The following is a 23,059-nucleotide window of genomic DNA, read 5'->3' as shown; positions in this document are numbered from 1 at the left end:
AAAGTTGCAACCCTCGAAGCGCTTCTGGTGAAGGTCCAACGGAACGCGGCCCTACCGCGGCAACGTTCCCTGGACGTCGCGGGAGCGCCACTTCCGACCATCACCGATGCGCGCGCGCCGCGTGCGCCAGAGCCCAGCTTCGACGACGTGATCAGCGCTATCGAGGCGCACTCGCCCGAAGGCTTCCCCAGCACGGGCAAGGCGCCGAAGCTCACCGCGCAGGCGCCGCCGCTCGGGAGCGCGGGCGGTCAAGCGAGAGCGCCAGCCGCGCAAACCACCGCGAGGCAAGCGCCTGCCGCCGCGGCAACACCGCCTCCGGGGCTCGCGAAGACGCCACCGGCCCCCGCGGCGAAGATCCCGGCGACACCAGCGGCTCCCCTCCTGGGAAGGCAACCGCCGCCTGCAGGGACGAAGACGCCTGCCGCCCCTCCAGCGCGCATCGCGTCGCCATCACGCCCGGACGGAGGCGGGAAGCTCTTCGAGGTCGACGATCTCGAAGACAACCTCGACGACATCCCGCCGCGCGTCGAGAAGCCGCTGCTGAAGACCCCGGGGCAGTTCGACGCGCCACGCGTCACGACCGCCCCCGAGTTCGACAGCGAGGTCTCGTTCGCCGGTGTGCTCCCGGATGAGCCGGGGGAGCAGCTGGGCCGAGGGCCTGCCAAGCCTTCCGCCGAGTCCACCCCTCTGCCCAAGGCCGAACCGGCTCGGCTCACACCGATCCCGGATGCGACGCTCCCTGCGCCGATCGGCGCCTCGGAGAAGGTCGAGGACGATTTCCTCGACATCCCCGACCGGAAAGAGCCACCGCCCACGCCTCGTCGCGAAATGGACATCCCCGCCGCCGGACGCGGCAGGTTCGGCGAGGTGGTCGACGACGAGCCCACGGTCGTTCGCTCCGGGCTCGAAGAAGAGCTGGCCGAGGCGACCCGGAAGCCCGCGATCGAAGACGAAGAGACGGCTGTCCCGTCCTCGCGCTCCCACGCGCGCGTCGTGGCGCAGTCCGCCGAGACGGGAAAGGACGCCGAGATCGTCACCACGCCCCGCGTGGAGGTCTCGCTCGACAAGCGCCCCGAAGCCCCGAAGCCCGCTGCCGGGAGCAAGCCGGCCGAGAGGCCGCTCGCCGAGACGAAACCCGTCCCGCCCCCTGTCCAGAAGCAGCCTGAAGCGGCCCGGTCGTCCGAAGAAGAGCCGACGGAGATCGGACGTCGCCGCCTCGACATGGGCACGACCAAGCCGCAGGAGGGCAAGCGTTCGCCCTCGATCCTCCTGCTCGGAGCGGCTGCCGCGATCCTGGTCGCCGGGGTGACCTACTGGGCCCTCACCAAGAACGGCCCCGAGCCGACGCCCGAGCCGTCTCGCCCGACCACCACCCCGACCAGCCAGGCGACGGCCGTCGACACGACGCCCGAGCCCACCGGGGAGGCCCCCACGCCGCCAGTCCCAGCGACCGCCGGAACGACGACGGCCACCGACACCGCCGCGCCAGCGCCGACGGCGACCACCACCGCCGGTGCCGCCGAACCCGACCCGACCACCCTCCCGGTGACGAAGGCGTACCTCGTGGTCAACTCGTCCCCGCCTGCGAGCGTGTACGTCAATGGTGTGTTCTCCGGGAACACCGACGAACCGCTGGCCGTGCTCTGTGGCACCCGCAATGTGCGGCTGGGCAAGCTGACCACCGATACGACGGCCGTCCCGGAGTGGGTCTCCCCCGGTCAGCCCGCGATCATTCCTTGCCGGAAGATCACGACCATCACGATGACCCAGGGCGCCTCCCCCAACCCCGCGCCCGGCGGCAACGCGCCTCCCACCGCCCCGACTCCCCCGCCTCCCCCCGGTGGCGGCGCGGAACCCTATCCGTGAGCCGCTGCGAGGGCGGCTGCTCACGTCACCTCCTCCATCAGGGTTGAAACATCATGGGTGCTGGTTCCGGGGAAGCAATCTTCCCCATGGTGAGCCCTCTCGACGGCTCGCCGCTCGCTGAAGTCGAGGCGACGTCGACCCGTGAGGTCGCGGCCCTGGTCGCGAAAGCGCGCGAAGCGCAGTCGAGCTGGGCAGCGAAGCCGATCCGAGAGCGTGCGGAGCGCATCGCGCCCGTCAAGAAGCGGCTGCTCCAGCGCGCGGAGGAGATCGCCGAACTCTTGCGCCTCGAGTGCGGCAAGCCGATCGAAGAAGCCGTGCTCGCCGAGGTCCTGCCCAACGCGGATCTCGTCGACTACTGGACCTCCTCCATCGAGGAACTCCTCGACGATGCGCCCATCGAACTCGACCCGCTCTCTTATCCTGGCAAGGCGGGCCGCGTCCGCCGCGATCCACGCGGGGTCGTCGGCCTGATCACGCCCTGGAATTACCCGGTCGCCATCCCGCTGCGCACGCTGCTCCCGGCGCTCCTTTCGGGCAACACCGTGGTCTTCAAGCCGAGCGAGATCACGCCGCGTGCAGGCCAGCTCGTGGCTTCCTTGTTCGATGGCCTCCTGCCCTCGGGTGTCCTCCAGCTCGCGCAAGGTGGTGGAGACGTCGGTGCGGCGCTCATCGAGGCGGGTGTCGATCTCGTCGTGTTCACCGGCAGCGTGGCGACGGGACGCAAGATCGCCGTGGCTTGCGCAGAAAAACTCATCCCGACGTCGCTCGAGCTGGGCGGCAAAGACGCAGCCATCGTGCTCGCCGACTGCAACCTGGAGCGCACGGCGCGCGGCGTGGTCTGGGGAGCGTTCACCAACGCCGGGCAGAACTGCGCCTCGGTGGAGCGGGTCTATGTCGAACGCTCCATCGCCGACAGCTTCACCGAGCGTGTCACCGCGCTGGCGCGAGAGCTGCGTCCCGCGGTGGACACGGCGGTGCTGACCACGGAACGCCAGTGCACGATCGTGCGCAAGCACCTGTCGGAGGCGACCGCTGCGGGCGCCGAGATCCTCGCTGGTGGCCCGCCCGAGGAAGGCTCCCTCCATTTTCCACCCACGGTCGTCCGACTGGATCGCGAAGACACCCCGCTGCTCCAGGAAGAGACCTTCGGACCGATCCTCCCCATCGTGGTGGTGGAGAACGCCGACGACGCCGTGGAGCGCGCCAACGCCACGCGCTTCGGCCTCACCACCAGCATCTGGACGCGCCGCTACGATCGCGCTCAGGCGCTGGCGCGCAAGCTCCGCTCCGGCGTGGTCACCATCAACAACCACGGCTTCACCGCCGCGCTACCCGCTGCCCCCTGGACCGGCTCCGGGGAGAGCGGACACGGCGTCACGAACGGGATCCACGCCCTCTCCGATCTGACCCGGCCCCGCTTCATCCTCGAGGATCGCAACGGCGCCAAGGCGGAACTCTGGTGGTACCCCTACACGCCCGCGCTCAGGAAGGTCGCCTTCGCGCTCACGCGCGTCCGCGGCGGCGTGGGGTTCTTCGGGAGGATCAGCGCCGTGTTCCAGCTCCTCGCCGCCCTGCCCAAGCGCCTCATGGGCGGTTGAACGACGACGAGCCGAACCATGTCCGACGCCACCCGACCGCTGATCCTCCTCTCCAACGACGACGGCTATGCGGCCCCCAACCTCATCGCCTTGCGCGACCAGCTCACCCGCGACGCGGACGTCGTCGTCTGTGCGCCCGAGGTCAACCAGAGCGCGACCAGCCACTCGCTCAGCCTGCATCGCCCCCTCCGGTTGCGACGGCACGCCCCCGATGTCTTCGCGATCGATGGCACGCCAGCCGACTGCATCTACATCGCGCTGCACGCCGGGACGCGCGTCCTCCCTCGACGCCCGGATCTCGTGGTCTCTGGCATGAACCACGGCCTCAACCTGGGTGTGGACGCCTTCTATTCAGGCACCGTGGCCGCCGCGCGCGAGGGAGCGCTCCGCGGCATTCCATCCATCGCCATCTCGGCGGACGTGAAAGCGCAGCGGGATGCAGCCGCTGCCGTGGGCGCCAGGCTCGCGCTCGCCATGCACCGCGCCCTGCGCGAGGTGCGCCCCGTCCGTGCACCGCTGCTCAACGTGAACATCCCCCCGGGTGATGCCTGGCCCATCCGATCGACCAGCATGGGCGCACGTCTCTACTCCGAAGAGGTGATCTTCCGTCAGGATCCCCGCGGCCGCGAGTACCTGTGGATCGGCGGTGCCGAGGTGAGGCACGACCAGGTCCCAGGGTCCGACACGGAAGCGTACGACGAGGGCCATGTCAGCGTGACGCCGTTGACGCTCGATCTCACCGCCCCCCAGCACGCATCTCTCATCAACGAGATCATCGCCAGCATCGCCTGAGCGCACCGAGCCCTTCGTCGTCGACACGGTCTCGACTACCCTGGTGCCCATGTTCGCCCACGACGCGCTCCCCTCCGAGCAAGCGCTCCGCTACCTCCGCGCTCACATCCGCGACGTGCCAGATTTCCCCACGCCTGGCATCCTCTTCAAGGACATCACGCCGCTGCTCGCCGAGCCGCGGGCCTTCCACATGACCCTGGATCTGCTGGCGTATCCCTTCATCGGGCAGCACATCGACGCCGTCGTGGCCATCGAGTCACGCGGGTTTCTCTTCGGAGGGGCCCTCGCCGCGCGCCTCAACGCGAGCCTCGTCCCGGTTCGCAAGCGAGGGAAGCTGCCGGGAGACGTCGATCGGATCGCCTACGCGCTCGAATACGGAGAGGCCGAGCTGGAGATGCACAAGGACTCGATCCAGCCTGGAGCCCAGGTGCTCGTGGTCGACGACGTCCTCGCCACGGGCGGCACGGCCTCGGCGGCGGCGGAACTCGCGCGGCGACAGGGAGGGGTCATCGGCGGGTTTGCCTTCGCCGTCGAACTCGGAGCCCTGGGCGGACGAGCGCGCCTCTCGTCCAGCGACGACCTCAAGATCCACACGATCTTGCGCTTCGATGGCGGCTGAGGGGCGCGCCGCCTCGAGCCGCACCTCAGCCCCCCTCCCCCACGCCGAGCTTGCGCGCCACCGTCCGGCTCACCCGCGTCGCACGGATCGGCCCCCCGAGGGGGAAGGTCATGTCGATCCCCCCTCCCCCGGTTGCCGTCACACTCCCCCCCTCGGTCCCGATCAACCCCGCGAGCCCCTTGGCGTCCAGCTTCGCTCCCGCTTTGCGTAGCGCATCGAGCGGCGTGGGCCCCTCCAGCCCATCGAGCGCTCGCCGGTTCACCGCGGGCTGCTCCGCGAAGGTCCCGATCGCGTACACCAGCGCGGCCGCCGCAGCGGCGGGGTCTGCGCCCCGGATCCACGCCCCCATCTCGCGATGGCGGAGGTGGGCACATCGACCATAGAGCGCACCGAACTCCGCTCGTGCGGCGTCCGCGATGCGATCCGAGAGCGACACGAAACGAGCACGCATCGCAGGTTCCAGGAAGGCCCGCATGTATCCGCCCGAGAAGCGCAGCGTCGCCCCCTGCAGACCGGGAAACTTCGCCTCTTCTTCCGGAGAGAAGCCAGGAGCCACCTCGACATGACCATCCTGGAGGGCGCCGAGCTCGGCGTCGGCCGCGGGCGTGAGCCGTCCTTCGACGACCAGCCCCTCCAGCGCGTGGCTCACACCCTTCCGGTTCACGACCCAGAGCTCGGCGACCCACCCCTCGGTATCCAGCGCTCCCATCGACGCACCGGCGTAGATGCGCTTCCTGGCCGCCTCGCAGACGCGCGCCGTACGCTGAGGATCATCGGGCACCTCCGCCACCGTCGTCGTCGCAGCCGGCGGCTCCGGCGCGTGCGGCTCGTCGCGCAGGATGCGGTACGCGAAGAAGCCGGCGATCATCGCCAGCACGAGGCCCCCAGCGGGGATCGCGATCACCCGCCCACCACCTCCCCCGCTCCGCCCCCCGGGAGATCTCCCCGCGCCAGAGCCGCTGCTCACCCGGACGCCACCAGGGATCGACGAGGACGCTGCGGTCGGCGCCGCGGACGCGGAACGCCGAGCGGGATCGCTCGTGGCGCCTCTCTGCGACGATGCCGGGAACGCCGAAGGGGTGCTCGGCGGACGCGGAGGCGCTCCCGCCCCCATCTCGGAGAGAACACCATCGGCCCGCTGCCCCTCCACGAGCCGGCGAGCGAGATCATGCGCCTTGCGGGCACGGAGATCAGGGGGCAGGAGGGACCACTGCTCCCCGATGGCGTCGACGTCGATGACGACCGCCGGGCCACTCCCGTGCAGCTCGATCTGGCGACCGAGGAACACCACCCTCCCCGAGGCGCCGAAATGGCCGAGCTGATCCATCACCGCCGCTTCGATCTCGCGGGCAACCTGCTGATCCACGGTGGCGGAGGATACTCGGATACGGCGAGAAGCGCGATTCCCACCATTCCAGCCCCCCTCTGGGCGCCCTCGTGGCACAGTCCCCGCGTGGAGCGGACTCGAATCTATCTCTCACCAGGCATGTTCGGCTTCGCCCGACTCGCCTCCTTCGAGTACTTCGAACACCTGATCCGGGCGCTGGAAGAGCGATTCCGAGATCGGGGCCGCGATGCCGTGGTGAGTGTCTGCGAGGTGCACCCCACCGCCTCGATCCTCCGACGCGCCGCCAAGCTCGCGCGCCTCATCGACGAGAGCGCCGGCGAGGACGACGGCCCGATCCACCTCGTCGGCCACTCCACGGGAGGGCTCGACGCCCGCCTGGTGGCGTGCCCGACGGCCCGCCTCCCTGGCGACGCAGGCCAGAGGCTGGGCTGGACGCACCGACTCTGCTCGGTGACGACCATGAACACACCGCACTATGGCACGCCGCTCGCCGCCTTCTTCGCCACCGTCAGCGGCCAGCGCCTCCTCTACGCCATCAGCGCCCTGACCGTGACGGCCCTCAAGCTGGGCGCGCCTCCGCTCGCCGCCGCCTCTGCCCTCGTGGCCGCCGTGAGCCGGCTCCAGGTCGGCGTGCTCGAGCTGGAGCTGCTCGATCGCGGGATCGAGGGCGTGATCCGGGTGCTCGACGAGGCCTCCAGCCGCGAGCTCCGGGCGTGGCTCCGCCTGCTCCGGGACGATCAGGGTGCCATCGTCCAGCTCACCCCGGAGGCCATGGATCTCTTCCATGCCGGCCTCGAAGATCGCCCTGGCGTCCGCTACCAGAGCGTCGCCTCCTACTCGCCTCGCAACGAAGTGCGCGACTGGCTCTCGGCGCTCCGCTCGCCGTGGAGCGCCATGTCGGCGACCATCTTCACCGCGATGTCGAACATCACCGCGCGACAGGATGCCCGCTACCCGTGTCGCCCACTGCACCCTGGCGTCGAGCAGCAGCTCGCCGCAGCGCTCGGTGAGGTCCCGCCCCTCGACGCGAACGACGGCGTGGTCCCCCTCATGTCCCAGGTCTGGGGTCACCTCGCCTGGGCCGGGCGCGGCGATCACCTGGACGTGGTGGGCCATTTTCCGGGTCGCGGCGGACACACCGACTGGCTCACGAGCGGCGCGCGGTTCAACCGTCACCGCTTCGACACCCTCGTCGATCGCATCGTCAGTGGCATGCTCCTCGGCGAGGAAGAGGCGCGTCGGTTCAACGCGGAGGCGGCGCACGCAGCCCCCGGCCGGACCGTCGAACAGGCAGCGATCGCAGCCGCGGGCGCACAGGCCGCGCTGGCCGCCTCGGGGCCACACGACCCCGAAACGTCCCGCTGATCGCACCCCCTCTCCCGTCACAACGCACCGCGTCGGCTCGCCACCCGGCCTGCGCCGCTCCTGAAGGTACGGCTCAGGGGGTGAGCAGACGCTGAAGCTCGCCCGACTCGTACATCTCGATCAGGATGTCGCTGCCACCGATGAATTTCCCATCCACGTAGATCTGCGGGATGGTCGGCCAGTTCGAGAAGTCCTTGATCCCCTGCCGGAGCTGCGGGTCGGTCAGCACGTTCACGTCCTTGAATTCGGTGCCGCAGCGCTTGAGAATTTCGACGGCCCGCGCCGAAAACCCACATTGCGGGAAGGTCTTGCTGCCCTTCATGAAGAGGACGACCCGGTTTCCTTCGACCGTCTCCTGAATCACCTGCTGGATCTCACTCATGACGCACCCTTGTCCTCTCGTGGGTGGGGACACCGATGTCGAATGCACCAGCCGACGCAACGGCGCGCGCCCCCCGGCTGTGCACCAGCCGGTTTACGTGGAGTCAGTCGACGCTCATGTCAACCACCCAGGAGAGCAAAGCCGTGCTCCTCTTCGCTCCATCGAGCAGCAATCAGAGAACGTGCCAGCGACAGCGGAGACCCCTGACCAGATCCATCAGCATTCCGAGGTGGCTCGGGGGGCGCGCTGGTCAGAGAACCGCCACCCGGTGTAGAACACCCGTCCGCGAGGGTACGTCTCACCGATCGTGGCGACGAAGAACGTGCTGGGGCGAGCAACGTGGCCCTGGTTCGTGCTTCAACACCATCTCGACACGGCAGCCCTGAGCCATCAAAGGGCCGACGCGCGTCTCAAGAGGGCGTGGCCCAACACTTGACCATCTCGAAGGAGCCATCCATGCGCATCTCACTTCTTGCCCCTGTCACCCTGCTCAGCCTCCTCCCGCTCGCGTGCGGTGGTTCCGACCAGCCGGATCCGAACGACCCCTCGCAATTTGGTTCCGGACAGTACCAGGGCGGGCAGTACGGACAGCAACAGCCCGGCTACGGACAGCAGCAGCCCGGCTACGGCCAGCAGCCCGGCTACGGCCAGCAGCCCGGCTACGGCCAGCAGCCGCAGCAGCCCGCCGGGGGCCAGCCGACGGCGCCTGCGACGCCCGACCTCGGCGGCATCCTGGGAGGCGGCGCCAGCACCTCCTCGGGCGGGACGGCCAGCCCCATCGCGCCGGCCGCCGTCGCGGCAGCCACGCCCGTCATGACCGCCCTCGCGGCCTCGGAAGTCTCGGGCATGTCGCCTGAGGGCGGCGCTTTCGCGGCACAATTCCAGGACGGTCAGACCTTCGAGCAGCCCTTCAACATCCAGCCTGGCAAGTGCTACTCGGTCATCGCGGCCGGCCTGGGCATCCAGAACCTGAGCATCCAGATCGTGGCCCAGCAGGCCCCCCTGCCTCCCGTGACGCTCGCCCAGAGCAACACGAGCGGCGCGAACGCCACGCTCGGCGGCAAGGGCCAGTGCTTCAAGAACCCGCTGCCCATCGGCGGCCCGGCCAAGGTGATCCTGCGCGCGCAGGGCGCCGGTGCTGCGATCGGTCAGATCTACGTGAAGTAAGATCCTTCTCTACACCTCCCACTCTCCTTCACCTCCGCCCCTTCCGGTGGGCTCCTGCTGCCCACGTCGTGGGCGAAGCAGCTTCACGGTCCTTTTCGCCTTCCTCATCGCCCGGGTGCCTGCACCAGGTCGCCCCGAGGCGCCCGATGTCGGCGTGCAGCCCCTGCGCGCATCCAGCCCGGCGCACGCCGTCCTGGCCTGACGATGTGCTCGTGTGGCTCCGCTCGCGTCTCGGCCCGGAGTTCGCAAGGGGAGTCATCCGTGGGGAGGATGCCGCAAACACTCAGCGTCGCGATGGCCCTGTTCTGTGGGCAGCTGGCGATATCCCTCCTCGGCAGAAGCGCGCCTCCCGACCGCTCTGCGGCGGCCCGTTGTGCGCTGGCCGCCCTGGTCCTGCTGGTGGTCTTCGGGACGCGGCTCGTGGCCCGACTCGCCCGACGTGGTCCCGGTCTGCGCGCCGGAGCCCACCTCCTCGCGGCAGCGACCCTGTCGTTCGTGGTGGGCACGCTCGAACTCTGGGCGACCGCTCCGGGGCGGATCCCCTCACCAGGCCTGCGCGCGCTCGGTCTCTCTCCGGAAGCCTGGATGGCGGCGCGCCCCCTGGGCTTCGAGCTTTGCGGCCTCCTTGCCGTGCTCTCCCTCTGCGCGGGTCACGCGAACACCCTGGCGACCCGCCGCGCCGAAGCCTCGCTGGACAGGACCGCGGCGACCCGACTCCGTGACGGCGCGAGCCACGCACTGGACGTGTCCGGCCGCGCTCTGGGTGTCGCCGGGGTCGCGTTCGCCGCGTTCGCCGCCGTCCTCCACGCCGCCCTCGGCGCTGGACCGCTCGGCCCCACCACCCTCACCGCCCCGATCGCGGTCCTCGCGGGCTGCTCGGTGGCAGCCTTCTGGCTGGGCGCGCCCGCAGCGCGGGCCCTCGCGCTCACGCGGGCACGCGCCCTGGGCCTTCGCATCCGGGACCTCGCCGCCTTCGATCGCCTGGCCCGCGTGGATGTGCTCTGCGTCGAGGCAGAGCCCGGCATCACCTCCGACGCGATCGCCGCCGTCCGGGCACTCCGCGACCGCGGCGTGGCCGTTTACCTCGTCGGCGATCGCCGCCCGGAGGTCCTGCGCCTCGTCGCCGCGCGCCTCGGCGCGCGCGCCCTCACCGCGCCGGACGCCATGACGGGTGCGCTCCACGTCCGGGACCTCCAGCACGCCGGGGCGTGGGTCGCCGTCGTGGGTGCAGGGGGTGGGCTCGCAGCGGCCAGAGCCGACCTCTCCATCGCCTTTGCATCGACCAGCCAGGACGGCGCTGGCGCCGCCGAACTCGTGCTCGGGCCGACGCGTCTCCAGCCTCTCGCCAGCGCCATCGACCTCTCCAGGGCACTCCGCGCACGCCTCCGCGAGGGCGCCATCTTCGCAGCGCTCGTCAACGCCATCCTGATCCCGTGCGCGGTGCTCGGCTGGTGCCCCCCGGCCATCGCCGCGCTGGTCGCCCTGCTCGAAGCCTTGCTCGTCCTGACCAATGCCATGCGGCTCCCTGCCACGCCGCGCCCTCGCACCGAGACGACACGGAAAGGACAGCGCGTCGCGATCCTGCCCCTGTCACCCCGACAGCCCATGCCTGCTCTGGACACGGCTGCGACGGCAGAGGCGCTCTGTCTCCCCCAGCCGTCCGCGTCGGGGAACGGCCACATCCTTCCCGCCCCCTCCGTCGCGCGCTAAGCTCGAAACCCATGCGCTTTTCTTGGTTGTACCTGCCGCTCGTCGCGGCTGTCGCCGTCGTGGGGCCTGCGTGCTCCGTGCAGGGCGACGACGACGCCCGGGGGACGCTCCCGACCGATGGCGTCCCCGGACCCGATGCCACGCTGAGCTTCAACGAGGAAGGCACCCTCGAGCTCGCGCCCGGCGAAGAGCGGACCGTGCACGTCACGGCCTCGCCGCCAGCCAAGTACGAGATCAGCTTCAGCATCGTCGGGGATGCGTCGGGCGCCTGGCTCGATCGCACCAAGGCCGTCGCCGACGCCGCCGGGCGGGCGTCGGTCAAGCTGCACGCGCCGAGCCTGGCCACCACGTTCCGGCTGCGCGCGGCCGTGAAGGATGGCCCCTCGACCGATCTCGGCATCGCCGTCAGCGACAAAGGGTTCGCCCCCCTCCTCATCACCCCCGTGTACGCCGGCCAGCGTCAGGCCGAAGAGTGGACCGCGACGGTCAAGGCCGGCATGACCTGCGCCGAGATCGCCTCGTCCTTGCCCGAAGGACCCGAGGGCGGACTCGTCGCCACCACCCCGGCCGCCGACGCCGCGACCCTGACGATCAAGGGCGCCCCCGTGGGACCGAACCTCGCCGTCGCAGTCCGCGCGGGCCGCGCCATGTGGGGCTGCTCGGACATCCCCGATCTCGAGGCCGGGAAAGAACGCGCCGTCTCCGTGACCATCAAGGATGGCCCTCTCGATCTCGGCGCCACGCGGCTCGATCTGTCGCTCGCGTTCACGCCGAACGCCCCCCTGAGCGCGCTCGCGCAGACCACGGCGTCGCGCATCCTCGACGTGTTTCTGCCCGTCGACCACGAAGGCACCGCCCTCCTCGACGCCATGGCGGCCCTCATGACGCCCGATCAGCAGCTCGCCTTCGCCGACCACCGGACGAGCGCCGGGTGGGACGACGCCGCCACCGAGCACCTCCACGATCTCCCCACCCCGCTGCGCGACACCTGCCGCACCTGGATCGAAGCGGGACTCGCCACGCTGACCCCGGAGATCACCGCGCACCTATCCGGCATCGGCAACCTCCCGGGCAAGGCCTGGCTGCAGGTCACCCAGCTCGGCGGCGTCCCGGCGCAGGACGCAGGCGTCCCCCTCACGGCGCACCAGGCCTCCTGGACGTCCGAACCTGGCGACGTCCTCCGGCTCGACGGCAAGATCTACTGGGTCCCCAGCCGCTACGTGGGCGCCGCCGCGCAGCGAGGCGCGCTCGAGAGCCACCCGCAGACGACCACCATGGGAGACGCCCTCGCCCTCGCGGCAGCCTGCGAGCCCCTCGCCACGGCCCTCGGCGGCTTCATCGGCTGCAACACCACCTGCCTCGCCGCGCTCTGCACCGACGCGCTCGAGGCGCGCTGGGCCCATGGCGTCGAGGCCTCGACCCTCGGCGCGCTCACCGGCACCATCTCCCTCTCCGCCTCCGGCGCCAGCGTCGTGAACCAGGACGCCACCCCCGTCCGCTGGAACGCCGCGTGGCTCGGCAGGATCAGCGACGGCGCGATCGAAGCCACCGTCCAGGGACAGGCCACCGCCACCGAGAGCGGCGCCCCGCCCGGTTAGCGCCGGAGAGCTGGTTTCCCGGGTTCCCCTTCCCTTATGCTCGCGCGATGGCGTCCCTGCCCTCCCGCTCTCTCGGCCGCGCAGCCCGCGCGATGACCGCCACGGCCCTCGTCGTCGGCCTCACCGCCCCCGCGTGCTCCTCTCTCTTTCCGAGCGATCCCCCCGTCGTCGACGACCCCGAAGGCCCGAAGCTCGCCCCGGGCGAGATCTGCGTCACCCCGGCCTCGTCGGCCATTCGCCTCCGCTTCGAGCCCCCCCTCGTCGCCCTCACCCCGTGCGGAGATCCCTCGGGCGCGCCGTGCGAGCGCACCGTCAACGTCGTCATGGATCCCGACGTCTGCGTCGCCACGCCCGTCCAGTTCCAGACCTCCGACGGCGACGTCGCCGCGGCCCCCGCCGCGGGCGCCTTCAACCTCCACCAGGCCGTCGTCCCCCTCGTGATCCGCGCAGGAGCGATCGGCGAGTCGACCATCACCGCCGTCGTCCCCCGCGGCGACGGCACGGACGCCACGGCCGACCTCACGGTCGCCGTCCTCGGCGGCGAACGCGCAGCATGCACAGGCGACGCGGCCACCCCCTTGCTCGCCGCGGGTGACACCCTCCGCGGCCAGGGCGGCCTCGCTGGCGCCACCATCCATCTCCCCCAGGGCGCCGATCGACCCAACAGCGGCAGCTTCATCTGGAGCGTCGCCCCCTTCCCCGCCAAGCTCGCCTGCGTCGGCGATCTCGACGTCCCCGGTCACCTCCCCCTGGGCCCTGCCGTCGCCTTCTCCCCGGACGACACCGCGCTCCAGCGCGAGATCCCGCTCTCGGTCCCCCTCAACCCCGCGCTCCTCCCGGCGAAGGCCCGCCTCCGTCACATCCGCCTCGCCTACTCCAGCCCGCAGTTTCCGACCCCGCGCCCCGTCCCCGTCGCCGATCCCCGCATCGAGCGCGTCGACGGCCAGTGGGCCCTCACCTTCAAGGCCCCGCGCCTCGGCACCTACCAGGCCATCGTCCGCGCCGACGGCGGCCTCACCACGCGCAAGCGCCGCCTCACCCACCGCGCCGTGATGGGCATCTCCATGGGCGGCGGCGGCTCGGCGATGGTGGGCCTCCGCAACCACCACCTCTTCGACGTCGTCGCCCCCCTCGGAGGCCCGGTCGACTGGACCTGGCTCCTCCACCACATCGAGCAGAACCACCTCGGCGGCTTCCGCTCCATCGCCCCGGGCACCGTGCTCGAAGACATCCAGCTCACCGCCGACGCGTGCAGCACCAGCACCGACTGCGCACCGGGCGAGACCTGCATCGGCCCCCAGGGCGTCAGCCCGGGCCACTGCGCGCTCATGCCCACCCCGAAGGACCCGTACGAGCACCCCTCCACCTTCAACCGCTGGTGGTACGAGTACCCCCGCGAGGGCAACGGCGGCAGCTTCAACCGCACCTCCTACGTCCAGATCTTCCGCGACCTCGCGCTCATGTTCGGCAACCCGAACGGCGACAACTTCGCCGACGGCGCGGACAATCTCCCGGCGGGCGTCCCCCCGGATCACCCCAGCGTCGTCGGCGACAGCGGCCAGTGTGGCGTGTGGGTCGACCCGCTCGACGATCACCCCAACAAGCCGCAGCAGGAGCAGCTCAAGCAGCGCTGCCCTGCCGAACGCTGCGCCCACACGCTCACGCTCCAGGGCTACTACGACGACGAGTACAACCCCGACGGCACCTTCCCCGTCATCACCGTGTGCGACGGCTCCCCGCAGAACCAGTCCCTCACCCCGTTCGCCAACACCTGGACCCCGGACGGCAACGGCTTCCCGCTCGAACTCGCCCTCGCCGTCGACTACAACGGCAACGGCGTCCGCGACGAGCTGGAGCCCCTCATCCGCGCCGGCCGCGAGCCCTTCGAGGACACCGGCGTCGACGGCCTCCCCAGCCACCTGGAGCCCGGCTACATCCCTGGCGTCAACGAGGACCCCGCGGGCGACGACTACAACGCCCAGTACAACCCCACGGGCACCGAGGGCGACCACCGCTACCAGCTCGGTGAGCCCTACCAGGACGTCGGCCTCGACGGCGTCGCCGGCACCCCGCAGCAGCCCCCTGGCGGCTGGAAGACCCCGGGCGACGGCTACGACGTCGGCGAAGGCGACGGACGGTTCACCGTCTCCCGTGGCCTCCAGCGCGTCTGGGACGTCGACCCCCACAGCATCGTCCGCCGCTGGTCCAAGGACATCCCGGGCGGCGACCTCGACGACGTCGCGCTCTCCCGGATCGATCTCTGGACCGACGGCGGCACCCGCGACCTCTTCAACTTCATGGTCGACGCCCAGCACCTGACGGGCGCCTTCGCCGCGCGCGGCCGTGACGTCACCTACCTGACCGACTTCGGCGCCGCTCCTGGCCTCAACGGCAGCACCCCGGAGCAGTACATGGGCGGTCACACCATCTGGGAGGACCTCCAGGGCGTCGTCCTCCAGCGCTACGGCAAGGCCGATCCCACGTCCGCCGACATCGAGAACGGCAGCGGCCAGCACGTGGGCACCGCGTCCGAGATCCTCGCGCGCCTCCAGGCTGCCCTCTACTTCGCCGGCTCCCGCTGGCCCGAGCCCGAGCTGCGCCGCCTCGTCGAGAAGAGCACGGACAAGCCCGCCGAGAACCTCGAGCGCTGCGAGATCAACGGCACCTGCATCTTCGACTTCACCTCGACCTTCGGCCGCATGGGCCCCGTCGCCGTCAACCTCCCCCCGGGATACGGCCACGCGGATCTCCAGACCCGTCGTTACCCGGTCATCTACCTCATGCACGGCTACGGCCAGGAGCCGCAGGATCTCGCCGCCGCGGGCCTCATCCTCCAGGCCCTCATGAACGACGGTCAGGCCAGCACCCGGTCACGCCTCCCCAAGGCCATCGTCGTCTACGTCGACGGCCGCTGCCGAGAGAACGCAGCCGGCAAGGCCGAATGCCTCCAGGGCACGTTCTACGGCGACAGCGTCCGCGAGCAGGGCCCGCAGATGGAGCAGTGGATGCTGGAGCTGATGGATCACGTCGACCAGCGCTTCCGCACCCTCGGCGAGACGGAAGTGAACTGGGCCGAGTGATCGGCCGAGGGCGCTTCGACGAGCGCCCTCTCGATGGACGACCGAGCCCCCGATCCTCGTCGCTGCAGTGACGGGAGATCGAGGGCTCGAAACGTCGCTCAGCGCTCGGGGACGCTGAAACCGCGCTCAGTTGCAGGTCGGGAGGATCTGGCTGTTCGAGCCGGTGTAGACGTACGCATCCGCCACGTACCCCGTCCCGATGTAGTTCCAGAGCGACGAGGTGCCGTAAGTCCCCGTCACCGACGTCCCCTGCTTCTGGCAGGTGATCGTCACCTTGGTGCCGTTCGCCAGCGACCCCACGGCAGCGCTGCTCGTGCTCGCCGCGGCGCGCACCGTGAGGTTGATGCCGCTGGTGCTCACCGTCCCGGTGATCGAGCTGCTCCCACCGCTGGAGCAGCTGTTCTTGCTGGTGTAGTTCTTGGTGCCGTAGAAGAGCGCCGTCGCGCCGTTGAACACGGGCTTGATGGCCGTGCCGTTGAGCCGCACCTCGTAATGGAGGTGCGGTCCCGTCGAGCCGCCCGTGCTCCCGACGGTGCCGATCTTCCTGCCCATGGCCACCTGCTGACCCACCGACACCGTCTGCGTCTGCAGGTGCGCGTAGCGCGTGCGGTAACCACCGCCGTGATCGATCTCGACCCAGCGGCCGTAGCTCGTGCTCCCCTCGTTCGCGACGCGGGTGACCGTACCCGCGGCCGCCGCGACGACCGGATCGCCGAGATCATCGGCGCGGTTGAAGTCGATCGAGTTGACCGGGCTGTGGTTCGACCGCGTCTGACCGGCCCACACCTGGTTGCAGGGGAACGGAAGCTGGAACGCGGGCGCCAGCGCAGCGCTCGAGGTCTCGACGAGCTCCTCCTCGTCCGCGTCCGCCGCCTCCTCGCCCGGAGGCGGCCCGTCGTCGCTCCACTCCTCGTCACCCAGCGCGCCAGCCGGATCGGACTCGTCGACCATCTCCGCGACACATCCCACCTGCGCCACGGCGCAGGCCATCACCATCGAAAGCAGACTCCACTTCGAGATCACGATGCGGCTCATTTGCATGTTCAACGAACAGTGCAGTGTTCGTGCCGTCTCGATGCAAAGAGAGCGAGACCACCGAAGTGCGTTTCCAGCCTCAATCCGTGCGGATTTTTACTCGCACCGAGCGTGTCGCCCACCACGAGGACACGCGACGGGCATCGTAGGTACCAGGTGAATCATTCACCACCCTGGGGGACCCATTCACCACTGCGACACCAGCGATGATTGAACACGATGTGAGCCACTCGGCCACCATCACCCGATGAGGGTCAACACGCTCAGACGACGTCGGAACCGCATCTTTTTCGCGTGCTCCCCCCCTTGATCCTCACGTTACGTGAGGTCCTAGCCTCCCTCGTGTGACGATGACCACCCGGGAACGACAGGAAAGCGACCTGCGCCGATGGAAGGTGGGCGAGCTGGCGAAGCGCACCGGCATCTCGGTCCGCACGCTCCACCACTACGACGAGATTGGCCTGTTCTCTCCATCCCACCGCTCTCGGGCGGGTCACCGGCTCTACGGGCCGGAGGATCTCCTGCGCTTGCAGCAGATCCTGTCACTGCGGCAGCTCGGGCTCTCGCTCGAGGAGATCGGCGACACCTTGAAGCGGCGAGGCACCTCGGCCGCCCAGGTCGTCGCAGATCACCTCGTGCGCGTGCGCGATCGGATCCAGCACCTCTCGCGGCTCGCCGTGCGGCTCGAAAGCCTCGCGACGGCCCTGGAGCGGCAGGAAGCCGTATCCCCCGACGACCTGTTGAAGACGATGGAGGCGATGATCATGTTCGAGAAGTACTACTCCGAAGAGCAGCTCCAGAAGCTCGCCGCGCGCCGCGAAGCGCTCGGTGACGACGTCATCCGTGAGACCGAGGCCGAGTGGCCGAAGCTCATCGCCGCCGTGCGTGCGGAGATGGAGAAAGGGACCGAGCCGGCGCACCCCGAGGTGCAGAAGCTCGCTGCGCGCTGGAAGGAGCTGATCGAGCGCTTCACGGGCGGCGATCCGGGCATCCGCGCCTCGCTCCAGAAGATGTACGAGAACGAGCCATCGGTCGCCGAGAAGAACCACATGGATCCCGCGATGATGAAGTTCATCGGCGACGCCTGGGCCGCGGCCGCGCAGCGCTGATCACCGAGCGATCGAGCCCGCAGTCAGCGAGAAGGGCCGGCTCGGCCTCGGCGAGGAGGACGTCTCTCGGTGATGCCTGGGCGGCGACCGCCCGGCACGGCTCATCGAGCAACCCCCGAACGGCAGCCTGGTGGGTCCAGGTGAGCGCCCACACGCGTCTGAACCTCCCAGAGGTTCCCCGACACGCGTTTGAACCTCCCGGAGGTTCCCCGACACGCGTTTGAACCTCCCGGAGGTTCCCCGACACGCGTCTGAACCTCCCGGAGGTTCCCCGACACGCGTTTGAACCTCCCGGAGGTTCCCCGACACGCGTTTGAACCTCCCGGAGGTTCCCCGACACGCGTTTGAACCTCCCGGAGGTTCCCCGACACGCGTTTGAACCTCCCGGAGGTTCCCCGACACGCGTCTGGTGGGTCCAGAGGTTCCCCGACACGCGTCTGGTGGGTCCAGAGGTTCCCCGGCACGCGTCCGGTGGGTCCAGAGGTTCCCCGGCACGCGTCCGGTGGGTCCAGGTCACCGCCCTTACGTCATGGTCTGTTTCAGTCCCGACGGAGTATCGGGAGGTCCTGATTCAGAGGCGCCCCTGGAAGACCCGTGGAGGCGCCTCTGCTCCGGAAGTGGCTCAGGAGCTGGCGCGCAGTGCGGCGAGGCGCGCCGTGAGCTGTTCGAGCCCCAGCGCGCCCATCCCTCCCGGGGAGACGCGCGCCGACAAGCTCTGCTCCGGCGACCTGCCGGCGAGCCCGGCCATCTCGGCAGCGGCTTGCCGGTAGGCGTCACGGAACGGCGTCCCGGAGGCCGCGAGCTCCACCGCGCGATCGGTCGCGTACATCGTCGGGTCGATCGCGGCGCGCATGCGCGCCTCGTCGAAGGTGACCCGCTCCAGCAAGGCGGGCACCAGGGCGAGGCCGTCCAGCGCACGCCCGAAGGCCCGCAGCACCGGCCCCTTCGTCGCCTGGAGATCGCGGTGGTAGCCGCTCGGCAACGACAGCGTCGCCGACAGCTCGGCCATCGCCCCCTCCACCGCGGCCGGCAGGGTGCGCAGCAGCTCGACCACGTCGGGGTTGCGCTTGTTCGGCATGATCGAGCTGCCGGTGGTGTAGGCCTCTGGCAGCCGCGCGAAGGCGAACTCGGCGGTCGAGAACAGCGACAGGTCCCAGGCGAGGCGCCGCACGTCGAGCGTCGCCTGGTGCAGTGCGGTGAGGCCGAGCAGCTCCAGCTTGCCCCGGCTGTTCTGCGCGTAGATCGGTGATACCTGCACGCGCGAGAAGCCCAGCTCTGCGGCGACGCCGGTGCGATCGAGGGGCAGGTTCACGCCGTAGCCTGCTGCCGTTCCCAGCGGGCTTTGATCCACCCGCGCACGGGCGGCGCGCGCGGTCTCGGCGTCGTCGAGGAACGCCTCGGCGTGGCCTGCGAAGAACGCCCCCAGCGAGCTGGGTACGGCGCGTTGCAGGTGGGTGTAGCCGGGCATGGGGACCCGCTCTCCTGTCGTCGCGCGGTCGAGGCACACGCCGGCAGCGTCGAGGCACAGTGCCCCGAGCGCGCCGAGGCGCTCCTTCAGCCACAGGCGCGCTGCCACCAGCACCTGATCGTTGCGGCTGCGCCCCGTGTGGACCTTGCGCCCCACGTCACCCAGCCGCTCGCCGAGCAGGTGCTCGATCGCGGAGTGACCATCCTCGAAGCGCGCATCCAGCACGAAGCGGCCTTCGGCGAACGCCTCTCCGATCTGGCCGAGTTCACGGACCAGGGCGACCCGCTCCTCCTCCGAGAGCACGCCGATCCGGGCGAGCCCGTTCACGTGCGCCACGGAGGCGCGCACGTCGAAGGGGAACAGCTCGCGGTCGAGCACCACGTCGTCGGCGGCGCAGAAGCGCTGCACGGCCTCGTCGACGGCCGCGCCTCCCTTGTCCCAGATCGGTCGTGTCACGAGGGCACCCCCAGCAGCTCGGGCAGTGAACAGGCCAGGTTCAGGTTCTGCAACGCCTGCGTCGCAGCCCCTTTCAACAGGTTGTCGAGCGTGACCACCACCACCGCGCGCCGCCCTGCCGCGTCGACGGTGATGCCCCCGATCGTGACCCCGTGGCGACCCGCCGCGTCACGCACCAGCGGGATCTCGTCTTGCACCTGGACGAGCGGCTCGGCGGCGTAGGCCTCCAGGTACAGCGCGCGCAGCGCCTCGACCGATACGGGCGCGGCGAGTGGCATCGAGATCGTCAGCGTGATCCCGCGGAAGAACGGGGCCACGTGGGGCGTGAAGAACACCTCGATCCCCAGGCCGTGCGCGATCTCTCGCTCGTGGATGTGACCGGTCAGCGCGTACGGCATCAGGTTGTCGCGCAGCTTCTCGGGATCGTTCTTGTCCGAGGGGGTCGTCCCCGCCCCGCTGTACCCCGACACCCCGAACACGTGCGGCGGCCCTGAAAGGAGGCCTCGCGCTGGGGCGATCCCGAGCTGGGCGCCGGTCGCGTAGCATCCCGGGTTCGCGATCCGACGCGCCGCGCCGAGCTTCGCGCGCCCGAGCTCCGGCAGGCCGTACGCCCAGCGCGCGTCGAAGCGGTGGTCCGCCGAGAGATCGACCACGATCGCCTCGGCGCCGGCGCCCTCGATCGCCTCCACGTACGCGGCGGCTTGCCCGTTCGGCATGGCCAGGATCACCGCGGCGACGCCAGCGCTCCCGCGCGCTGCCACGTCAGCGGGGCCCAGCTCCTCGACCAGGAGCGCCGTCTCCGCTCCCTCGCACAGCGAGGAGAGCGGCTTTCCCTTTCCTTGCCGTGACGACGCGAACGCCAGGTGGAAGCGCGGGTGCGCCTCCAGGAGCCGCACCAGCTCCGCCCCGGTGTAGCCGCGCGCCCCCACGAGGCCCACGCCGATCCGATCTGCTCCGCCCGTGAGCGCCACCCGCGTCTCTCCTTCAGCCGCCCCTCAGGGGACGACCCCGATGCTGTGCTCCTTCAGCGTCGCCGGCATCGACAGGGCCCGCTCCACGCAGGCCCGGATCTCGTCGAAGTCGGAGATGCCGTACCAGAACACCGTCCATTTCTCGTTCGAGTACGAGCCGTCGGCGCGCTGGAAGTACCAAGGGTTCACCTCGTTGTCGATGCGCGCACGCCAGAACAGCTTCGGGTTCTCGCGCGCCATCCGCAGCCACAGCGACCCGCCGATCCCTTCCCCTTGCGCCTCCGCCGTCACCGCGAACTTGTCGAGGTAGGGCACCCCGCTCTCCGTGGTCAGGATCGCGCCAGCCCGGTAGCTGTCGGACAGGTAGATCCGGAAGAAGGGCTTCACCTTGAAGTAGTCCATCACGGGCCGCCGCCCGAAGCTCGACTCCAGCAGGTCCGAGAGGCGGTCCTTGTCGACCGTGTCGATCGTGTCGTGCCGGACGATCCGTTCACCGCGCCGGATCAACGTCCCCGAGCCCTTATGGGTGAACAGCTCCTTGGCGAGCTGATCGGGCGAGGTGATCGACACGCTCGACGTCCTCGGCAGCCGCTCCAGGAGCGCCTTCGCCTCGTCGAGCCGGACGCGCATGAGCCGCGGTACCCACGCCTCGGCCTGGAGCGGCGCGTAGTCCTCCTCCAGGTTCACGCCGGGGATGAGATCGCCGTACTCGTCGAAGAAGCCGCCCTTGCGCGAGAGGATCACGATCTTGAACGGCTCCAGGAACGCCGCCAGTTCTCGTGTGGTCTCGTCGGTGGGCAGGTTGAGGATCTGCCCTGCGGGCGTCTCGCCCAGGCTCCCGATGATCGGCAGGTGCCCCGCGCGCAGCGAGGAGTCGATCGCCTCGCCATGGACCCGGGTCACCCGCCCGACGAGCCCGTAGGCCCTCTTGTCGACCAGCTCCGCCTCGAAGACCCCGCTGATGATCGGCCGCGCGCGCGTCCCCATCGCCTCCAGGGCGTCCACGAGGCGCAGGTTCTCCGTCCGGAAGACGCGGCGCACGATCTCCAGCGCCTTCGGCGAGGTCTTCTTCGGCTCGTCTTCCTCCGTCGTCGCGCCGAGGCCCGCTTGCTTGAGCGCCTCGGTGAGCTGAGGCCCCGCCCCGTGCACCACCACCGGCGTCAGGCCCACCTTCGACAGGAAGGTCAACGACGAGACCAGCGCGTCGAGATCCTCGGCGATGATGCCGCCGCCGACCTTGATCACCGCGAACTTGCGCGACTCCACGCTGGAGAACTGCTTGAGGTACTGCTCGACCTCCTTGCGGCTCCCGAGGTTGCGCAGCAGCTTGACGATCAGCTCCTGCGTCGAGGCGTTCCCGGTCACGACGGCCCTCCCGCTCCAGCGAGCATCCGCTTGTAGGTGGCCAGCGCCGCGGCGAGATCCGCGAGCGGCACGAACTCTCCCGCGGTGTGCGCTTGCTGGATGTCGCCAGGGCCGAACACCACGGCCGCGGCGCCTCCCTCCGAGAACAGCGCCGCCTCCGTCCAGAAGTCGACGGCCGCGCCCTCGGTGAGACCATGGCGCGCCGCGAGCGCCTTGCCCCGCGCGAGCCCAGCTTCACCATCGGCGGGCAAAGGGGGCGCGAGGAACCCCTTCGTCACCGTGATCCGCGACGGATCCGGCGCGAGTGCAGCCAGCGCGTCGATCACCGCCGCGGGATGCCGCGACGGGGGCGGCCTCACGCCGAACCGCACCGACGCTTGCGCGGCGATCATGTTCGACTTGAGGCCCCCCTCGATGATCCCGAGGTTGAGCCGCAGCCCCACCAGGCCTCCGAACGCGCCGCCCTCCGCCGCCGCGCGCTCCGATCGCTCCGCCTCTTCCAGCGCCTTCCCTGCCCAGCGCACCGCCTCGTGCACCGCGCTGTCGTGGAGCGCCCGCGCGCTCGACGCATGCCCACCGACGCCACGGAACGACGCGGTGGCCGTCCCGATCCCCCGGTGAGCGAGCACCGCCTTGCACGACGTCGGCTCGCCGACGATCACCTCGTCGAAGCGGTGGCGCGCGGTGAAATCGCGGATGCAGCGGGACGTTCCCGCCTCTTCGTCGGAGCTGAACAGGAATGCCGCGTCCCCGTCCGTCTCCGCGGCGGCGACGAGCAGCGCGGCCGCCGCCCCCTTGATGTCGCACGCACCGAGCCCCACCGCCCGGTCTCCCTCCACGGCGAGGCGCAAGGGATCCCGCGTCCATCCGGGATCCGCCGGCACCGTGTCCACGTGCACGTTGAACAGCACCCGCGGCGACCCACGGCGCGCGAGCAGCCACACGCACCCCTCGCCGAGGTCCTGCACCTCCACCTGGAACCCGGGCAGCGCCTCGCGCAGGTACGCGAAGAGGCCGCCACCATCGATCGCGCGCGGCGGGTTTCGCGTGTCGAACCCCACGAGCCGCTCCAGGTGGCCCAGCACCCGGGCCACCGCGTCGTCCGTGACGCCCACGGCGCCCTCGCTCAT

General features: G+C 70.4%; 17 protein-coding genes. 10 read left to right on the top strand and 7 right to left on the bottom strand.

The window, feature by feature from the left end; all coding sequences use genetic code 11:
* The first annotated feature begins 147 nt into the window (after positions 1-147).
* Genes CMC5_RS21300 through CMC5_RS21285 form a run of 4 tightly spaced genes read left to right on the top strand, consistent with a single transcriptional unit; the run spans position 148 to position 4,875 of the window.
* A complete protein-coding gene (locus CMC5_RS21300; protein ID WP_218920021.1) occupies positions 148-1,866 on the top strand; it encodes a hypothetical protein in 1,719 nt (572 codons plus the stop codon).
* A 53-nt stretch (positions 1,867-1,919) separates the two neighbouring features.
* On the top strand, positions 1,920-3,464 hold the full coding sequence (locus CMC5_RS21295; protein WP_063796324.1) for an aldehyde dehydrogenase family protein: 1,545 nt from the start codon (positions 1,920-1,922) through the stop codon (positions 3,462-3,464).
* 18 nt (positions 3,465-3,482) lie between these two features.
* Positions 3,483-4,256, top strand: coding sequence for a 5'/3'-nucleotidase SurE (surE, locus tag CMC5_RS21290; protein WP_050432141.1), 774 nt, complete (start codon positions 3,483-3,485; stop codon positions 4,254-4,256).
* Positions 4,257-4,305: 49 nt separating this feature from the next.
* Positions 4,306-4,875, top strand: a complete 570-nt coding sequence (locus CMC5_RS21285) for an adenine phosphoribosyltransferase (protein WP_050432140.1) — start codon at positions 4,306-4,308, stop codon at positions 4,873-4,875.
* Positions 4,876-4,900: 25 nt separating this feature from the next.
* Here the strand turns inward: CMC5_RS21285 and CMC5_RS21280 are convergent, their stop codons facing one another.
* Positions 4,901-6,241, bottom strand: coding sequence for a hypothetical protein (locus CMC5_RS21280; RefSeq protein ID WP_156338765.1), 1,341 nt, complete (start codon positions 6,239-6,241; stop codon positions 4,901-4,903).
* An 87-nt stretch (positions 6,242-6,328) separates the two neighbouring features.
* Between CMC5_RS21280 and CMC5_RS21275 the strand changes: the two genes are divergently transcribed.
* A complete protein-coding gene (locus CMC5_RS21275) occupies positions 6,329-7,588 on the top strand; it encodes an esterase/lipase family protein (protein ID WP_050436036.1) in 1,260 nt (419 codons plus the stop codon).
* Between the two features lie 73 nt (positions 7,589-7,661).
* Here CMC5_RS21275 and grxD read toward each other — a convergent pair whose 3' ends face one another.
* Positions 7,662-7,970 carry a Grx4 family monothiol glutaredoxin gene (gene grxD / locus CMC5_RS21270; protein ID WP_050432138.1) on the bottom strand — a complete coding sequence of 103 codons (309 nt, stop codon included), beginning with the start codon at positions 7,968-7,970 and terminating at the stop codon, positions 7,662-7,664.
* Between the two features lie 456 nt (positions 7,971-8,426).
* Here grxD and CMC5_RS46010 point away from each other — a divergent pair, with 456 nt between their 5' ends.
* The 4 genes from CMC5_RS46010 to CMC5_RS21250 all read left to right on the top strand — a co-directional run bounded on the left by CMC5_RS46010 (position 8,427) and on the right by CMC5_RS21250 (position 15,525).
* Positions 8,427-9,137: a hypothetical protein gene (locus tag CMC5_RS46010; RefSeq protein ID WP_050432137.1), complete on the top strand. Its 711-nt coding sequence runs from the start codon at positions 8,427-8,429 to the stop codon at positions 9,135-9,137.
* Between the two features lie 270 nt (positions 9,138-9,407).
* A complete protein-coding gene (locus CMC5_RS21260) occupies positions 9,408-10,847 on the top strand; it encodes a hypothetical protein (RefSeq protein ID WP_156338764.1) in 1,440 nt (479 codons plus the stop codon).
* An 11-nt stretch (positions 10,848-10,858) separates the two neighbouring features.
* On the top strand, positions 10,859-12,445 hold the full coding sequence (locus CMC5_RS21255; RefSeq protein WP_063796323.1) for a hypothetical protein: 1,587 nt from the start codon (positions 10,859-10,861) through the stop codon (positions 12,443-12,445).
* Between the two features lie 47 nt (positions 12,446-12,492).
* Entirely contained in the window at positions 12,493-15,525 is a 3,033-nt protein-coding gene (locus CMC5_RS21250; protein ID WP_050432134.1) for an alpha/beta hydrolase, read from the top strand.
* A 126-nt stretch (positions 15,526-15,651) separates the two neighbouring features.
* Here CMC5_RS21250 and CMC5_RS21245 read toward each other — a convergent pair whose 3' ends face one another.
* Positions 15,652-16,560 (bottom strand): M23 family metallopeptidase, encoded by a 909-nt coding sequence (locus CMC5_RS21245; protein ID WP_245677665.1) that lies wholly within the window; start codon positions 16,558-16,560, stop codon positions 15,652-15,654.
* A gap of 350 nt (positions 16,561-16,910) precedes the next feature.
* Between CMC5_RS21245 and CMC5_RS21240 the strand changes: the two genes are divergently transcribed.
* A complete protein-coding gene (locus CMC5_RS21240; RefSeq protein ID WP_050436034.1) occupies positions 16,911-17,669 on the top strand; it encodes a MerR family transcriptional regulator in 759 nt (252 codons plus the stop codon).
* A 622-nt stretch (positions 17,670-18,291) separates the two neighbouring features.
* Here the strand turns inward: CMC5_RS21240 and argH are convergent.
* The 4 genes from argH to CMC5_RS21220 are packed head-to-tail and all read right to left on the bottom strand — an operon-like array spanning position 18,292 to position 23,059.
* Entirely contained in the window at positions 18,292-19,593 is a 1,302-nt protein-coding gene (gene argH, locus CMC5_RS21235) for an argininosuccinate lyase (protein WP_050432133.1), read from the bottom strand.
* On the bottom strand, positions 19,590-20,564 hold the full coding sequence (argC, locus tag CMC5_RS21230; RefSeq protein ID WP_050432132.1) for an N-acetyl-gamma-glutamyl-phosphate reductase: 975 nt from the start codon (positions 20,562-20,564) through the stop codon (positions 19,590-19,592). The genes argH and argC overlap by 4 nt, the downstream gene beginning before the upstream one ends.
* 24 nt (positions 20,565-20,588) lie before the next feature.
* A complete protein-coding gene (locus CMC5_RS21225) occupies positions 20,589-21,929 on the bottom strand; it encodes an acetylglutamate kinase (RefSeq protein WP_050432131.1) in 1,341 nt (446 codons plus the stop codon).
* Entirely contained in the window at positions 21,926-23,059 is a 1,134-nt protein-coding gene (locus CMC5_RS21220) for an acetylornithine deacetylase (RefSeq protein WP_050432130.1), read from the bottom strand. Before CMC5_RS21220 ends, CMC5_RS21225 begins: the two co-directional genes overlap by 4 nt.

The sequence above is a fragment of the Chondromyces crocatus genome (genome assembly GCF_001189295.1).
Classification (GTDB): Bacteria; Myxococcota_A; Polyangia; order Polyangiales; family Polyangiaceae; genus Chondromyces; species Chondromyces crocatus.
Note: the sequence above shows the minus strand (reverse complement) of the source record. Positions and strands in the feature narration are given on the sequence as shown.

What these genes read in the sequence shown, in the direction of transcription:
- CMC5_RS21295 (WP_063796324.1), top strand. Translation starts at nt 1,920, where the DNA reads ATGGGTGCTGGTTCCGGGGAAGCAATCTTCCCCATGGTGAGCCCTCTC.
- surE (WP_050432141.1), top strand. Translation starts at nt 3,483, where the DNA reads ATGTCCGACGCCACCCGACCGCTGATCCTCCTCTCCAACGACGACGGC.
- CMC5_RS21285 (WP_050432140.1), top strand. Translation starts at nt 4,306, where the DNA reads ATGTTCGCCCACGACGCGCTCCCCTCCGAGCAAGCGCTCCGCTACCTC.
- grxD (WP_050432138.1), bottom strand. Translation starts at nt 7,970, where the DNA reads ATGAGTGAGATCCAGCAGGTGATTCAGGAGACGGTCGAAGGAAACCGG.
- CMC5_RS46010 (WP_050432137.1), top strand. Translation starts at nt 8,427, where the DNA reads ATGCGCATCTCACTTCTTGCCCCTGTCACCCTGCTCAGCCTCCTCCCG.
- CMC5_RS21260 (WP_156338764.1), top strand. Translation starts at nt 9,408, where the DNA reads ATGCCGCAAACACTCAGCGTCGCGATGGCCCTGTTCTGTGGGCAGCTG.
- CMC5_RS21255 (WP_063796323.1), top strand. Translation starts at nt 10,859, where the DNA reads ATGCGCTTTTCTTGGTTGTACCTGCCGCTCGTCGCGGCTGTCGCCGTC.
- CMC5_RS21250 (WP_050432134.1), top strand. Translation starts at nt 12,493, where the DNA reads ATGGCGTCCCTGCCCTCCCGCTCTCTCGGCCGCGCAGCCCGCGCGATG.
- CMC5_RS21245 (WP_245677665.1), bottom strand. Translation starts at nt 16,560, where the DNA reads ATGAGCCGCATCGTGATCTCGAAGTGGAGTCTGCTTTCGATGGTGATG.
- CMC5_RS21240 (WP_050436034.1), top strand. Translation starts at nt 16,911, where the DNA reads ATGACCACCCGGGAACGACAGGAAAGCGACCTGCGCCGATGGAAGGTG.
- CMC5_RS21220 (WP_050432130.1), bottom strand. Translation starts at nt 23,059, where the DNA reads ATGAGCGAGGGCGCCGTGGGCGTCACGGACGACGCGGTGGCCCGGGTG.